Here is a 15,352-nt window from a genome sequence, read left to right as displayed (position 1 = left end):
TTAAGGGCAGATATTTTTTAGATCTCGACGAAATCCCAATCAGCTTCATTAAAATTAAGTTAAAATAGCGCGCTAATGAATGATGAGTAAGACCGAATGTCGAAAAACACGCAAAACCTGTCACCGTTACAAGAACTGATCGCAGAGCAAAAGCTACTTTGTGAAGAAGTAGGCTCGGCTTATGTTGAAGTCACGGGGGATGATGTTGTTGCGGTGGCCGTACATACCTTAAAACAGGATCCGATTGTCGGCATCCGTAAAAAGCCTGAAACAGATGAAAATATCAGCTGGTACATTTATGGCGGAGAGCCTTCAAGTGAAGAGGCTTTTGAAACCATGACAGTACGTGAATTACAGGACATCGCACCAGAAGTTTTACCGTATCTGGCTCTGGAAACAGGTTTTCGTTTCATGATTGATGCCGATGATTATGAAGATGTCTGGAAAGAAGAAATTTAAATGCTAAAAAAATCATCTTTCATTTGTGCTGGATTATTATTAGGACTGAGTAGTGTGGTCTTCGCACAGCGGCTTTCACAAAGTGCCTATGACCAGTTTATTTTAGCACAGACTAAAATCGTGAATGAAACCAAATACATTTTAGATGAAGATGATCAAAAGGCAGATGCACAAACTCAACGTCAGGCTTTCTGCAAACGACTGAAAGCCTATCAGGATATTCAAAAGGTGTCCGAAGAAAACAGCAGTCTGGATATGGCGCCCACGATGGCTATGATTGCCAAAAACTTTCTTGAGCGGCAGGATCAAAGTTTGACTCAATCTGGAATGACTACAAACGTATTTTGTAAAAATAGGGATGTAGAATAAATTATAAAATACTTTTCATTCTCGAACGTTTTTCGCAGTAGACTAAAAATAAATAAGTCTGTTTTACAATCAAATTTTATAGATATTAAAACCTGAAAGACCATCTCCCGAATATCATTTAATAAAGAAAATGTTAAGTTAATTTAAATTTATTTTGATGTGAATACCTCATATCCCGGGGATATATCAGCGGTAGTCAAATATATTGATAAGAATAAATGAATAATCTGGATTTTTATAATTTTCTGAAAATGTCTTATATACGTGATGTAATTTCTTGAACAGGATAATTTAAGTAGGATAGCGTGATTGCACGTTTATATTTAAGCTAATAACTTGAACATCCTAAGATATTAAAATAGCCTAAGCAATACATAATTTTAACAACTTTATCAAGAAAGGGAGAGAGGGGAAATTTATAATGTTGATGTTTACTACCTGTAACTCATTTGGACTTAAGGCGTATTATTCTAAACAGAATCAAGTGGATTAATAAGCTACTTATGAATAGGGTCTGTTGACATTTACTGTTCAAAAAAATAGCGAGAAAGTAAAATTTAATCGCCAAACTAAATTTACTTCTCGCTATGCCTCGTACAATGCTGAATGATCAACACTGGTCTAAGTTACTTTCTATTTTCCGAAATTTTGATATCTATTTCAAATCTAATTTGAGAAATTTTGTCGAAGCAATACTTTATAGAATAAGAACAGGCTGCCCATGGCGTGATTTGCCTAAAGAATTTGGTTCGTATAACTCAATCTTTAAAAAATATAATCGTTGGTGTAAAAATGATAAGTTAATGAAAATATTTAAATTAATTTCTTCAAGTGCTGATATGGAATGGGTTTTTATTGATGGTAGTCATGTTCGGGCACACCAACATTCTGCTGGAATAAAAGATCAGGATATTTCTAAAAGCATTGGTGGAAATAGTTCTAAAATACACTTAGCTGTTGATGCGGATGGCAATCCAATCGAAATTATTATCTCCGATGGAACGATACATGATGTCAAGATTGCTCCCAAAATGATTGAAAAACTTGATTTGAGTGAAACGGAAGTATGTTGTGCAGACAAAGGATATGACTCTGAATCATTAAGAGAACAAATATCTGCGAAAAAAACTAAAGCGAATATTCCAAGAAAATCAAATACTCAGTCAAATAATGATCATATGGATTGGTATTTATATAAAATCAGACACTTAGTTGAGAATGCATTTTGTAGGTTAAAGCAGTTCAGAGGAATAGCAACACGATATGATAAGCTAAAGTGTAGCTATGAGGGGGCAGTTGCATTAGCTTGTATATTTATTTGGCTACCTTTATCGGGTAAATTCTATACTTGAAATGTCAACAGACCCTAGTCATTTTTTGATAAATAATAAGCAATAAATAATTAAAAACAATATTTTCAAAATTACCTCAGTCTATTTGGGTAATAACAGCGAGTTAGTTTAAGAAACACTCTGACCTAAAAGTGGTTTACATGTTATTAAATCCCAGTTTTAAGATTTTCATTAATTTTATTTAGTCTGCACCACAACTCAACCATCTTCTTTCATATTTATAGATAGCCAAATATCCATCCAGATCTAAAATCGTAATTTTAAATACTTATGATTCGTTTATGAATTATTTAGCCTAAGCAAAATATATCCCCATAAAATAGCCTAAGCAGGATTTTATATTTAAAAATTTCGCAATTGATTAATTCCAAATATAAATCCATTATAAACACTTAAATAAAGAAAGAAATCACGGAATTCTCAAATGATCCTAAATTATCAACTCCAACACCACGAAACGTCAGTACTATCTCCAATGATTTTTATTCATGGTTTATTCGGTAGTTTAAGTAATTTAGGAATACTAGCTCGATATTTTTCTGAGCAAAGAACCGTGCTTCAAATTGATGTACGCAATCATGGTCTTTCTGGTCATAGTTCAGACTTAAATTATCAGTTCATGGCGGAAGATGTCCTAGAAACTTTATCAAGTTTAAATATTCAAAAGTTCATAGTAATAGGGCATTCTATGGGCGGAAAAATTGCTATGAAATTGGCTGATTTAGCCCGAGTACAAACTGAAAAGTTGGTCGTTCTTGATATTACACCAATCCAATATCATGAGAGTCATCATACTGAGATTTTTAAAGCCTTATTTGCTGTGCAGCAAGCAAATGTTGCTTCACGACTTGAGGCAGCAAAAATTATGCGTGAATACATTCATGAAGAAATGGTAATTCAGTTTTTATTAAAATCCTTTAATAAAGGGCAATGGCTCTTTAATGTTCAAGCTTTATTTGATCATTATCCAGATATTATGGCTTGGGAAAAGGTCGAAAAAGTTAATCAGCCAGCTTTATTTCTTCGTGGCGGTAATTCTTTTTATATCTCAAAACCTGAACATTTTGCGGCAATCAATGAACAATTTTCTCAGGCGAAAATTGAATGCATTGAAAATACAGGACATTGGCTACATGGTGAAAAACCAGAAGAAGTGATCCAGCACATGAAAGCCTTTTTGAATTAATCTGATAATGTAGGGCCAAAGCTAAGCAGATGTTCAGAAATAATCGCAAGGCATTCTGATTTTAACAGATCGTCATGGCGACGATGACCCGCTTGGCCACATCTGGCATGCATCAGATATGTAATAACCGAGTATTTGATGGATTGAAAGATTCAGAATTTCAGCAGCACGGACTTGTGTAATACTTTGATCTCGAACGTCTTGCAGAACTGCAAGACGTTGAATTTCTTTGTCAGACATAGTGATCAGCATCTATATTTTATATCCAGTCCATGGTGATAAAAACCATCATAAACTAGACATTTTTATTGGTGAGAATATAGACACTTTAAATGGGTTCTAACAAAAGGCATTTCGTATAATGTATATTATGTTAAATCCGATACACCTAACATTAACTTCATATTTGTACTTCTCTTACCTAATATCAACAACTTATAGAAATAAACTTCCTAATCAAAAATATGATATGTTGACCTAAATTTTAGTTTATGAAGTTCATCATGTTTGAAGTCAAAAGTATCAAGTTAGAACAAAAGATATCTAATGAGAATGAAATAATATTATTGTTTAATACTGATTCAACATTCCCATGCTTATTCCCATTAATGTTTAGCTTGAGAGTGATACGTTTTCAAAGCTTATCTACGCAATATTCTGATTTGATGGCACTAAAAGACTGGTATATTTTTTGGTATAAAAAATACTCTATATCCTTCTGCGAATCATTCTATTCTTCAAATTATAATTTTGAGCTTATTCAAGACGAATAAGATTCGCACTTTGTTTAAATTTTATACGTATCTTATGGATGACTACCTAACTGTTAAGAAACAACCCCATATAGATAGAAAAGAAATAGAAAAAATCAAATCAAATATTAAAAAATATATGGAAATTAAGAAAAAAAATATTAGGAAATTCACTAAAACAATACATGGTGAAAAAAAGTATCTGTTTAAAAGTATGACAAATGAAATGGTTAAAGTTCTTTATGAAACAATAGCACCTAGCAGTTCTAACAATACTAATCCTTTTAATCCATTCAAAAATAGACCAACTCAATTTAGGAATTTTCTGGTAATTCATTTAATGCTCAATTATGGACTTCGAGTTGGTGAGTTGATGTTGTTGACTGTAAATTCAATGAAAAAGTCTGTATTGAATGATACTTATAGTTTAATTATTACCAATACTGATGATGAAAATGATGATAGACGTAGAAAACCAAAAATTAAAAATGAATTTTCATACCGAGTAATAACATTGCAAGAAAGAGATTATAGGTTTATAAATATTTATATAAAAGAAATTCGCAGTGATATTAATTCTGATATCTTATTCACATCTTTAAAACCACCCCACTCTTCTTTGAGTTATTCTAGTATTAATAAAATTTTTAAAATCATAGATAAAAATATTAAATATAAAATACCGCATCACTTTGATAATAAAGCTTTTGATTCAATAGATAGCATTACACCCCACGTATGTAGACATACATGGGCATATTTAATGTTAAATTATTCATTTAAAAAATATGAGAACATGGATAAACTAGGAAATTCGATTAATAATATAGGTCAAAATTCTTTGGATAAAGCACAAGATGATTTACGTGTGCTTGGAGGTTGGTCTCCTACGAGTTTAATGCCTACTTACTACGGCAAGAGATTTATCGTGGAAAGAGCAAACATCTCAAATCTTGAAAGAATCATTGAAATGAGTTTTGGTTTTGAAAAAACAATATGAAAAACAGTTAGATATTGGTTATTATTCTTCGGTTGATGAACATATTTTTAATCTATTCTCGTCTGAAGATTTAAATTCTATTGATAATTTAAGGATACCTTCATTAATTAAATTTAATCTTGCTTCTAAATTTGATACAAAATTTATTAGTACAATACCTGATATTTGGGATTTTTTTTATTCTGGGAATAAGATTTATTTAAATTTTGATTGTTTTGACTTATACGAGAAGAAAATTCTAAAATTCTTCTTAGTTTTTTTTATACAGGTTAATACCCCTTCAGGGCTCAGCTCTAAATTTAATGCATTTAAATATGCTATAAAATATTTTAAAAATAATAAATTAGACTTTAATTTTAATAATTTTAAAATATTATTAAATGATTTAGCAAAAATGGATAAAAATGGTTTTTATTATCATTTAAAATTTTTAGTTAAATTACTTTTTTTAGAAGATTTTTCTGGATTTAATATTGATAAAGAATATGAACTTGATTTTTTGGAGCGTCCTAAATCATTCAACTCAAAACTATATTATCAAGAATATGAGGATCGGATTGACTACCCTCTTAAAACTATGATTCAACAAGGATTTTCTAACATTAATAGTAATTTGGTAAATCAGGCTGAGAGCATCACTAATGATCAACTCTTAAATTCAGCGATGCTAGGTCTAGTTTATGTATCAGGGCTTAGACCCGTCCAATTGGCTAAATTATCTGTTAATGATTTAAAGCAGGATACTATCCGCAAAAGTGATAATTTTTGTCGTTATAGCGTCCTTATTCCTTATGCAAAGCAAGCTCGTTATGTTCATGAAAAAATTGCTATAAAATTACCCGAAGAAATTGCTGACATTCTTATCGCTTACATTAAAAGATACAACCTTAGTGGTGATCAAAAAATGTTCGACATGGGTGACAATGCTTCTCGTTTTTGCCAACACTCGATTAATAAACAATTATTTGATTTTTCTCCAAAGCAATACAAAGAAGCAGTTCTATCTGGTGAGATGATTCAACAGAAATATTCTTACTCAGATTTCAGACATCATGTTGGTTACAGCCTTGCAATAAGTGGGGCTACTGCAGAAGAAATTGCTTATATTTTAGGACATTCATCGGTTGTAACGGCTAGACACTATATTTTTTCCACACCTGGAATGGCACAAATTAGAGCTAAGGCATTAGGAAGAAACTCTTTATATCAACAAATGATTGCCATGCTATTGACGGGTCGGTTGGTCTATACAAAAGATTGGTCCCACAAAAAAGTATTAGGCAACATAGGGGCAGAAATTCACTACGATATTGGTGGTTGCTCCTATTCAGATAACTGTTTATATCAACCTGTGAGAAATTGCTACGGTTGCATGTATTTCCACCCTTTCATCGATGCTGATCATGAAAAAGTTCTTCGTAGTATTCAAAACGAAATAAATTCCTTGATTAAATTATCTGATGGAATTGGTCTAGCTAGGAACCCGGTGATTAGAATTCATGAAACTACAAAGTTTGAAATTGAATCAGTGATATTACGCTGTAATGTTTGTAAGGAATCAGATCATGATTTCTAAAAATTATCAAGAATTTATTAAGGAACAAAAACAGTATTTCTTAGAAAATATTCAACCAACATTTAAAAATACTTGGGATGAATCATTATGGGTTGGAGGTGCGGTTGGATCTGGATGGTTATTATCAAGATCAGGTAAAACTTATTTAAATTTTGGGGTTATCAAAAGGATAAAGGGAATTAATGATATTGAGATAAATGAAGCATTTCAATACTTTATGAAATCAGTTATTGTTTTAAGTTATCGTCAATCCAATAAAAGTGCTTCGCCACAAAAATTGTATGCAGAAATGCTAGTTCTTAAACGTTGGTACAGCGCATTAGTTCAACGTACTCAAAATCACCATGCATGTTCATTAACAACGGAAATTCTAAATATCGCTTTTGATTGTTTATTTGAGAATTCAAGTAAAACAAATCTTCCAGACCATGCAGGAAGTTTTATGCGTATACAAAATATGATAAATCATTATGGTTTTACAGAATCACAGCTTGAATTTGTACATGATTTAAAATATCTCAACAAGCAAAATAGAACACCAAATGCAAAGAAAACAAAAGCTTTAATTGATCAACTTGAGCTAGATGAAGATGATCTCGAAAGTGATAAATTAGTGTCAATTCAAACTTTTATTAATATTGTAGCTCTCAGTAGTCTATGTCAAACAACCAGTGAAAAAATAGCACTTAATTTTCTGTTGCTATTGATTATTACGGGCTTTCGTTCAACTGAAGCTATATTATTAAAAAAAAATGCGTTAATAAAAAAGAAAATTATAGATCCGATTACACAAGAACATTTAAATTTAGATGGTATCGCACAATATTCAATAGGTATTCGATATCATGGTGCCAAAGGTGCTGGTGAGCGTATTCATTGGTTAGAGCCTCTCGCAGGTAAATTAGCAGAAATAATTTTTGATACTGTACAACAACTTACAGAAGGATATCGTGCTCAAATTCAATATATCAAATCAAAGAGAATGATTGATTTTCTCCCATTAGAATTAGATAACATCCCAGGAAATGAAGTTGTTTTAGAAGATTTAATCAATACGATATTTAAGGTAAGAAAAATTAGTGACTATAAATATAGGATTAATTACAGAGCAATAATTTTGCCGTCAGTTAAGAAAATTCCTGTACTAAAGGAAATTAAAATTGGTAAAAAAGTAAATACTTATTATCTAAAGAAAGATATTAATGATTACATAAAGTCTTTGACACCCAATTTTACATCTAGCTCACCATTTGTTCATGTTCTTAATGAAAATGGTTTGAATGAGGAAATTTTATACGAGGATTTACTTTTTTTGCATGAATACAAGTCATTGAATTTTAGTAGAAAGTTTAGCCATAAATCTAATATAATTCCATTCACATGTACTATAATAAATAATTTCTTGGGGGGTGGTCAAAATTTATCTGTATTTGAGAAATATTATCTCAAGGAAAATGATACTGAATATTCAAAATTGTCTACACATATCCCAAGGCATAATATTAACACGTTCCTTGCTTTATCTGGACTATCAGAGCATTTACAAGCTTTACTTATGGGGCGTGTAGATATTAAGCAAAATCAATACTATCAACATGTAGCAATTAAACAGAGAAAAATTACAGCTAGTTTGTTGGACAAACATGAATTAATACTCTCCACACACAAAGAAAATTATCTGCCTTCTAATCCTGTAGAATCAATTAAGCAAGATGGTTATATGTATTTTTCAAAATATCTAGATTTAGAAAGTAATTTAAAAATGAATTTACAATCTTTTGATAATAAAAATGAGATCTCAGAACACATTAAACACTCTTTCTTTGAAGATCTATTTTCTGATATTACTGACGCCTTTAATGAATTAAGTAATTCAGATCTTCCAAAAGCAGACTCATTAGTCGAAAGACATGCTTACTTACACCCTTTACAATTTGGAGGTTGCATGCGTGATGTTACAGTACACGATTGTCCAAAACGTATGGCATGTCAATCAGGTAATAAATGTGGAAATTTCACTATTACGCATAGGAAAGGAGAACTAGAAAATCTAGAGTCAATTATTAATAGTCTAACCGTGAATTATCAAAAAACTCTATCCATAGTCCAGCATGATAAGTCTTATACCCATATGCTAAGTGAGATAAAAAATAAAATCTCAAATTTAAATGTAATCAAAGAGAGAGCCTTGTCTAAACGCAATGACTTAACACCTATTCGTATATTTGATTATATTGATGAAAGTATAAAATTACCTCATACACTATCTGAATTATTTGCTATCGAACAGCACAAAATTGAATCAAGTAAGGCTTAGAAAATGTTACGTGGTAAGGAATTGGATCAAGCAATCGAAAATGAATTACAACTTATGTTATTAGAGGGTTACGATAAATCCCCTATTTCACATAAATCTGTCCACGATAGACTTGTAGCTAAAAAACATATTTCAGGAGGTTTAAGTACTCTAAGCAACCTGAAACGTAAAAGTTTAATTAGCAGGTATATTGCTGAACAAATCTCATCGCTAAATCTTAAAACAAAAGATCAACAATTGTTTGTAAACAGAAAAACTAGACAGGCCCTAAGTAATTCAAATAAGGATTTACAGTATCAAGTTGAAGCTTTAGAAAAGCAATTACACAAAAATACAGAGTTACTGATCAGAATCATCGATGAAGTAAAAGTAAAGTCTAGCGTTGAGATTGAACACATTTTGGCAAGATATTTATTTAAAAGATAAAATGTGTTCTAAGGGAGTAGTTGTTTTACATCTACTTCTAAGACTTTGGCTATTATGTAGAGCTTTTCTACAGTTAGATTGACCTCTCCACGTTCAATACGCCCCATGTAACTACGATCTATATTGCACTGTAAAGCAAGCATCTCTTGTGTTATATCCTGTTCTACCCGTATTTTACGAATAATACTACCAATTTTTAAAGATATTTCTGACATTCTAAGGTAAGCGTCCGCTGAATCCCATACCTATTTTTTAATTCGATTTAGGTTTCCAGCAGTGCGGCAGCAATTCTTCAATTTGGGTCACTTTGTGTGTCGGTAACCTTTTCAGCACATCACTTAAATAGGCATACGGATCCAAGCCATTCAGCTTTGCTGACTGGATTAAAGTCATGATGTTTGCCGCTCGCTGACCACTGCGCAGCGAACCTGCAAACAGCCAGTTCTTGCGTCCCAACGCCCAGGGACGCATCTGATTCTCTACCCAATTGTTGCATATCGGTAGATTGCCATCATCCAGATAGCGGCTTAAGGCTGGCCAACGCTTCAGAGTGTAATTGATAGCCTTGGCGGTGGGAGAACTCGATGGCACTGTCAGATGATGTTGGTTGAGCCATTCATATAGTTGTTGCATCACTGGTTGACTATGCTGTTGTCGGTATTCGCGGCGGTCTTCCGCTGTACCATCGGTCTTTTTCCTGAGTTCTGCTTCTATCGCATACAGTTTCTGAATCAGCACTAAGGCCTGTTCAGCAACCTGACTTTTCCCAGTTACATGCAGTTCATGGAATTTACGACGTGCATGGGCCATGCACCCCACCTCAATCACCTGGCCTGATTTAAAACGTGCTTTATAACCACTGTAATCATCACAGACTAGATAGCCCTGCCAGCCTTTCAAGAACTCTTCAGCATGCTGGCCTGAACGACTATCCTGAAAGTCATAGATCACCGCCTGAACTGGATTATACTGTGTGGTGGCATAGGCCCAGACATAACCTTTCTTCGGTTTTTTATTATTCTCACCCATCCGCATGATGGTGACCGGTGTTTCATCTGCATGCAGCACCCGCTGTTGCAGCACCACCTCTTTTAAGGCATTGGCCAGAGGTTCCAGTTCTACACCGCAGCGACCTATCCAGTCAGATAAAGTGGATCTGGACAGATCAATGCCAGCCCGCTGATAGATCAGGCGCTGACGGTACAGCGGCAAATGATCGGCATACTTCGATACCAGCACATGGCTGAGCAATTCAGGTGAAGCAATGCCTTTATCAATCACATAGGCGGGCATCGCTTGCTGAGTTAGAGTGTCACACTGATCACAGACCCATTTACCACGCACATGCTGTTCCTTATAGAACTGTGCCGGTCTGAAATGCAGTTTTTCACTGACATCTTCGCCGATACGACGGAGTTGGCAGCCACAAGCACATTGGGTTGATGCAGGTTCATGCTCAATACGGATGGTGTGTAGATGATCTGGCAGTGGTCGACGTTTAGGTTTATTGGTTTTGGCTTTCTGTGTCGCTGCATTGGTTTTATCTGCATTTAGCCGTTCCAGTTCTAGATCAACCGCGGCAATATCTTCTTCAACCGCTTCATCCCACAGATGGATTTGTTTTGCCGTTAAGTGTTCATTCTTTTGGGCGAATTTGTGCTTTTTAAACAGCGCCAGTTCATGCTCGTATTTTTGATTGAGAATAGAAAGATGTTGAACTTTGGCATCCAATTGTTGGTTTGATTGTGCTAGAGACTGATGCTGCAGCGCCAACTGCCTGGTGAATTCCAGCAGTTGTTCATGGGTCAGTTGGCTTAAGTCAGGCAGCGTATTCATGACCGCAGTATGCCTGAGGTCATGAGAAGAATGAAATAGAACGTTTGGAGAATAGCAGAATGGTCGAGCCTGGTTTAAAGCATCGTCACCACCTGCTGTCGTCCAATGCGCTGCCAGGGCAAACCTTGGATCAGTGCCTGTAACTGTTCCGGGCTGAGGGCCACGGTTTCACCTTGGTGAACTTGAGCCCAGTGAAATTTGCCCTGTTCCAGCCGCCGGGCACACAGCCAGATGCCCAATCCATCATGTACCAGCACTTTCATGCGATGGCCACGTTTATTACAGAACAGGTAAGCACAATGCGGTTTGATGTAGCCAAAGGCTCTCACCACCTGAGCCATGGTCGTATCCATACCTGCACGCATGTCCATGGGCTGAGTAGACAACCAGATTTCATCAATGCGGATCATGTTGCAAGTGCCTTGAGTAATTCTGCCAAGGCAGGTATTTCTGATGTCTGCCATTTTAGCTGAATATCATTATTCGTATGAGGCACGGTGATACACAACGTGATCCTCTCATCAATAGGTTGGCTGATTGCAGCAGTGTAAGGCAAAGCAATAAATGCTGGATTCACATGAGTAGGATCCTGCACGGCACCCTCATGATGGCTGAAGATCCTGATCCAACGACTGACAAGGTTGGCATTAATACTATGTTGCAGTGCGACCGAAGCGATCGAGGTATTAGGATTTTTGCAGGCATTGACAATACTGAGTTTGAATTCTTTGCTGTATTTTCGGCGTTTTTTAGCAACAGGAGGTGTTGCTGAATATATATCCATGTTCATGGATTAAGTCCCCACTTGTTTTTAGGTGGGAACTAAATTAAGGCTTATAGGATCGCTTGGTAAGGCTGTGTTAGCCGGATGCTTACATTCTAAGTCGTCTGTACAAAAAATAGAAATATCCCTATTTGAGGATTATATATCCACGGCTTATAATCCTCTTTTATGTTTATTGCCTGCAAATATGTTTGATTTTAATTTGCCGCTAGGTGAAGAGTTTTTAGAAATTCTAAATTTGTGTGAAATTGTCGATTGGGAAGCTAAAGATTTCTGGGGTATTATCGATACTCCAGGACTTGCTTATCATGAAAGAAAAAAGCTCAGAAGTCAGACATATACCTGTCTTTATTTATTAAGAAAGCACGGTTATTTAGCCGTTGAACGTGCAAGCTACAAGAAGAAATTATTTTTATATAGTCAAACAGAAAAACTCAAAAACATAAAAAAAACATCAGTTAAAGTTGATAAAAAACATATCCTAGTTTCATTAACTGAAGAGTTAGATCTTAAAATAACAGAATTGGCATCACAAATTGAATATGCTGCAGAGCTTCTGGTTTCATTACCTGAACTTGAAAGAGAGATCCTTAATTTTAGAAATTCTTTAGAGCATCAATTGAAAAAACATCAGATTGAAACCAATACTTTACATCAGTTACTTGAGTTCATATAACGATATGATTATTTGTGTGATTCATAGTCATCATTTCAATATAATTGGTATTTACGAACAGAGAAATTCAACAACGACTCGTATGGGTTATTATTTGAAGAGACCAATGGTGCTGGCCTAGTTTGTCGGATATGTGGCAATTTTAGGCCAACGTTACGCAAATGGTTGAAACGATATTCTGAGCAAGGTATTAATAGATTAAGTGGTCATAATAATCATCCAGTAAAATCTCCAAATATTAACACTAGCACAAGTAAGTAATGCAACAGCGACCAAGCACTTGAATGATTATTAAATAAAGGATGTCTTCTTATAAAATTTGAAGGAGCTGGACATAATATCTGTTAATAATAAACTCCTATAATGATTAATAATATGATCATTAATGTATGATTGTAGTAATAATGATAAAATATTTAATCTTTATGGGGTTGAAATCTAATACAATAGAATTCTTGTGCATGAGTTCTATTTTTAAAATTAGAACTTCAGTCTCAAATTTTCGGATACTTTAGCAATTAGTTTTTCAGGAACATTTGAAGCTTTAGCTAGATCCTTCCATCCTGACACAATCTCTATAGTATGATTTAAAACCTCTAGCACATATTTAGGAGTAAATTTTCGGCTTAAAGATTCTACAGAAAGAATATCTTCTAATACATAATCTCTGCGCTTACCATTTAGTGACATCCAATGAGACTCTACCCAGATTGAACCTGGTTTATAACTAAATGCTAAGTCATAAGCAGGTGCCAACTCCCATTTCTGATCTCGAAGGATAAATGAGAAGTTTTTGGCATGATCATCGTGATTACGTGCCACAATATTGAAGATCATTCGCTTTAATAGTTGTTCAGCTTCAACTGCAGTCATTTTAAGCTCGCGAAGTACAAGAAATAGTTCTTCATAAGAAAATGATCCAGGCATCTTATAATCGACATGAGCCATTGCATTTAAAGTTTGCACATGCAGCTTTTCATTCCCGATTCTGTCATATCTTTGAGTTACGAAATGTTGTCTATCACCTTCATGCAGTAGATAACAAGGCATCATATCAATACCACAGGCAGTAGCCATTTGATAATAGACATATTCCATTGCACCATACCCTAAAGGATCACCAAATGTTCTCTTTGTTGGTATTCCTCTCGGTTACACCATCAAATTTCATTAAGTAGTGTGTGTAACCCCTTGGAACATTCGCCTGCCCTGATCTGGCTTTTGTAAAATCCTCATTGAATGCTAAAACTGCTTTAGGTCTCGCTCCACCTGCACTCGTTCCTACGCTTAAGAGTGACAACATCGCTTCCTGGTCATCAGAGCCATCTGATCTTAGTTCGGCATCAAATTCGTTACGTGCCGATAAAACTTCCTGTGCAATAGCTACAAGTTCATCTATTTGAACAGATTCATTTGCATTTAATTCTCCACGAGCTTCAGCAGGTAAAAACTCTAATGCCCCCATACCACGCTTCCCTGTATAACGAAGTCGTTCAATTGGGGTAATGCTATTTGCTGCACGTCCTTTTGAAGCTAGCCAAGTATTTAAGATACGATTACCAAAATCATCTGGAAGCGAATCAGCTAGCATTCCAGGTAATCCTTTGAAAGTTTCAGGATTTAAAGCATTAAAGTTATATATGTAATTTTCCCGCAAAGGCATCGTTAAAGGCGATAACTCTATACCAGCACTAACAAATTCTGGCATATATATAAACGCGCTTTGACCTGTCGTGGGATCAAAACTTAAAGCTCCAACATCTAATTCTTTGTATACAACTTTAATTACATCAACTTTATCTACCATCCTAAATCTTCTTCTCTTCTATTTGTCTTGTCAATTTTCTTGTTCGATACTGTTTTGTTGTGTGAACCAGATGCTTCTTTCTCATCCGACCTCTTAGCTTCAATAATTCTATAGGCGATATCTGTTGCGGTGGCATTAAGTGGTCTAATTGATCAGTGCTTTCCAAAGCAATTAAAACAGCCATCAAATCCTGAATATTACCTCGCCCTTGTTCTAAATTTTTTATAGTGTAGCGACTCACGCCTGCCGATAAGCCGACTTCTTCTTGAGTAAGATCTAAATTAAGTCGTGCTTGTTTTAGTCGATGACCTAATTCACGCCCCATCGCTTCTGGTGTTTTCAATGCTCCAAATTTCATCGCTTCACCATTTCAGAATTTTCCTAATATGAGTTTACTTTATCATTTTTAATATTTAATGTCATTAGGATGATAAAAATTATCATTAGTTCTAAAATTAACTTTATATGATTAAATATTTAGTCATTATGAATGTTAGTTATAAACTGATGTTACGCACTCGATTGAAAAAGTCTTATAATTAGTAGCATGAATAAAAATTTATTAGACCTTAATTTATGAGTTTATCAACCCAAAATATTCAAAAAATAGGGTCTTAGTTTATCTATTTAACCCTATTCTTGCTCTCATCTTAATATGCCATTTTTCGACTATTAAAGTCGTGAGCTGTCAACAAAAATTCACTCTCTGCAACACCCACTATGCCACCTTTATATCTAAACTTTTCAGCGATTCGAAGTTTACGCTCTAAATCACCAATTGATTGTTCAATCATTTTACAATTGAGCACCCA

The 15,352-nt window shown here is 34.5% G+C and carries 16 protein-coding genes and 2 pseudogenes; 9 read left to right on the top strand and 9 right to left on the bottom strand.

Annotation, left to right across the window (positions count from 1 at the left end):
- Positions 1-96: 96 nt before the first annotated feature.
- From ACO1B7_RS00220 to ACO1B7_RS00205, 4 genes are all read left to right on the top strand, one after another.
- Complete coding sequence (locus ACO1B7_RS00220; protein WP_005107027.1) at positions 97-459, top strand: immunity protein Imm33 domain-containing protein; 363 nt, start codon at positions 97-99, stop codon at positions 457-459.
- Positions 460-828 carry a hypothetical protein gene (locus ACO1B7_RS00215; protein WP_423089666.1) on the top strand — a complete coding sequence of 123 codons (369 nt, stop codon included), beginning with the start codon at positions 460-462 and terminating at the stop codon, positions 826-828.
- Positions 829-1,415: 587 nt separating this feature from the next.
- The gene (locus tag ACO1B7_RS00210) at positions 1,416-2,180 is read left to right on the top strand and encodes an IS5 family transposase (RefSeq protein WP_004645258.1); all 765 of its coding nucleotides are present in this window, start codon (positions 1,416-1,418) and stop codon (positions 2,178-2,180) included.
- A gap of 424 nt (positions 2,181-2,604) precedes the next feature.
- Positions 2,605-3,366 carry an alpha/beta fold hydrolase gene (locus tag ACO1B7_RS00205; protein ID WP_423089665.1) on the top strand — a complete coding sequence of 254 codons (762 nt, stop codon included), beginning with the start codon at positions 2,605-2,607 and terminating at the stop codon, positions 3,364-3,366.
- 2 nt (positions 3,367-3,368) lie between these two features.
- Here the strand turns inward: ACO1B7_RS00205 and ACO1B7_RS00200 are convergent.
- Positions 3,369-3,618, bottom strand: a pseudogene (locus ACO1B7_RS00200) (ISNCY family transposase); the annotation flags it as partial.
- Positions 3,619-3,869: 251 nt separating this feature from the next.
- Between ACO1B7_RS00200 and ACO1B7_RS00195 the strand changes: the two are divergent.
- The 4 genes and pseudogenes from ACO1B7_RS00195 (at position 3,870) to ACO1B7_RS00180 (ending at position 9,437) form a co-directional block, all read left to right on the top strand.
- Positions 3,870-5,118, top strand: a pseudogene (locus ACO1B7_RS00195) (site-specific integrase).
- Between the two features lie 13 nt (positions 5,119-5,131).
- On the top strand, positions 5,132-6,694 hold the full coding sequence (locus ACO1B7_RS00190) for a tyrosine-type recombinase/integrase (protein WP_423090297.1): 1,563 nt from the start codon (positions 5,132-5,134) through the stop codon (positions 6,692-6,694).
- On the top strand, positions 6,684-9,011 hold the full coding sequence (locus tag ACO1B7_RS00185; protein ID WP_423089664.1) for a hypothetical protein: 2,328 nt from the start codon (positions 6,684-6,686) through the stop codon (positions 9,009-9,011). The genes ACO1B7_RS00190 and ACO1B7_RS00185 overlap by 11 nt, the downstream gene beginning before the upstream one ends.
- 3 nt (positions 9,012-9,014) lie before the next feature.
- A complete protein-coding gene (locus ACO1B7_RS00180) occupies positions 9,015-9,437 on the top strand; it encodes a hypothetical protein (protein ID WP_129717827.1) in 423 nt (140 codons plus the stop codon).
- 8 nt (positions 9,438-9,445) lie between these two features.
- On the opposite strand, the gene ACO1B7_RS00175 is transcribed toward ACO1B7_RS00180, so the two are convergent.
- The 4 genes from ACO1B7_RS00175 to ACO1B7_RS00160 form a co-directional block, all read right to left on the bottom strand.
- On the bottom strand, positions 9,446-9,652 hold the full coding sequence (locus ACO1B7_RS00175) for a helix-turn-helix domain-containing protein (RefSeq protein ID WP_129717829.1): 207 nt from the start codon (positions 9,650-9,652) through the stop codon (positions 9,446-9,448).
- 37 nt (positions 9,653-9,689) lie between these two features.
- On the bottom strand, positions 9,690-11,273 hold the full coding sequence (locus ACO1B7_RS00170) for an IS66-like element ISAba25 family transposase (RefSeq protein ID WP_005080957.1): 1,584 nt from the start codon (positions 11,271-11,273) through the stop codon (positions 9,690-9,692).
- A 74-nt stretch (positions 11,274-11,347) separates the two neighbouring features.
- Positions 11,348-11,683, bottom strand: coding sequence for an IS66 family insertion sequence element accessory protein TnpB (tnpB, locus tag ACO1B7_RS00165; RefSeq protein WP_000618091.1), 336 nt, complete (start codon positions 11,681-11,683; stop codon positions 11,348-11,350).
- Complete coding sequence (locus tag ACO1B7_RS00160; RefSeq protein WP_001055585.1) at positions 11,680-12,063, bottom strand: transposase; 384 nt, start codon at positions 12,061-12,063, stop codon at positions 11,680-11,682. Before ACO1B7_RS00160 ends, tnpB begins: the two co-directional genes overlap by 4 nt.
- Positions 12,064-12,088: 25 nt before the next feature.
- On the opposite strand from ACO1B7_RS00160, the gene ACO1B7_RS00155 reads away from it, so the two are divergent.
- Positions 12,089-12,733, top strand: a complete 645-nt coding sequence (locus ACO1B7_RS00155; protein ID WP_423089663.1) for a hypothetical protein — start codon at positions 12,089-12,091, stop codon at positions 12,731-12,733.
- Positions 12,734-13,213: 480 nt separating this feature from the next.
- Here the strand turns inward: ACO1B7_RS00155 and ACO1B7_RS00150 are convergent, their stop codons facing one another.
- The 4 genes from ACO1B7_RS00150 to ACO1B7_RS00135 all read right to left on the bottom strand — a co-directional run bounded on the left by ACO1B7_RS00150 (position 13,214) and on the right by ACO1B7_RS00135 (position 15,334).
- Positions 13,214-13,831, bottom strand: a complete 618-nt coding sequence (locus ACO1B7_RS00150) for a type II toxin-antitoxin system HipA family toxin (RefSeq protein WP_423089662.1) — start codon at positions 13,829-13,831, stop codon at positions 13,214-13,216.
- A gap of 19 nt (positions 13,832-13,850) precedes the next feature.
- Positions 13,851-14,540, bottom strand: a complete 690-nt coding sequence (locus ACO1B7_RS00145; protein WP_423089661.1) for a type II toxin-antitoxin system HipA family toxin — start codon at positions 14,538-14,540, stop codon at positions 13,851-13,853.
- A 1-nt stretch (position 14,541) separates the two neighbouring features.
- Positions 14,542-14,898, bottom strand: coding sequence for a helix-turn-helix transcriptional regulator (locus tag ACO1B7_RS00140; RefSeq protein WP_423089660.1), 357 nt, complete (start codon positions 14,896-14,898; stop codon positions 14,542-14,544).
- Positions 14,899-15,190: 292 nt separating this feature from the next.
- Positions 15,191-15,334: a hypothetical protein gene (locus ACO1B7_RS00135; RefSeq protein ID WP_213073081.1), complete on the bottom strand. Its 144-nt coding sequence runs from the start codon at positions 15,332-15,334 to the stop codon at positions 15,191-15,193.
- Between the last annotated feature and the right edge of the window lie 18 nt (positions 15,335-15,352).

The organism is Acinetobacter lwoffii, assembly GCF_049367455.1.
GTDB classification, from domain to species: Bacteria; Pseudomonadota; Gammaproteobacteria; order Pseudomonadales; family Moraxellaceae; genus Acinetobacter; species Acinetobacter lwoffii_W.
This window is presented reverse-complemented; position numbering and strand designations above follow the sequence as displayed.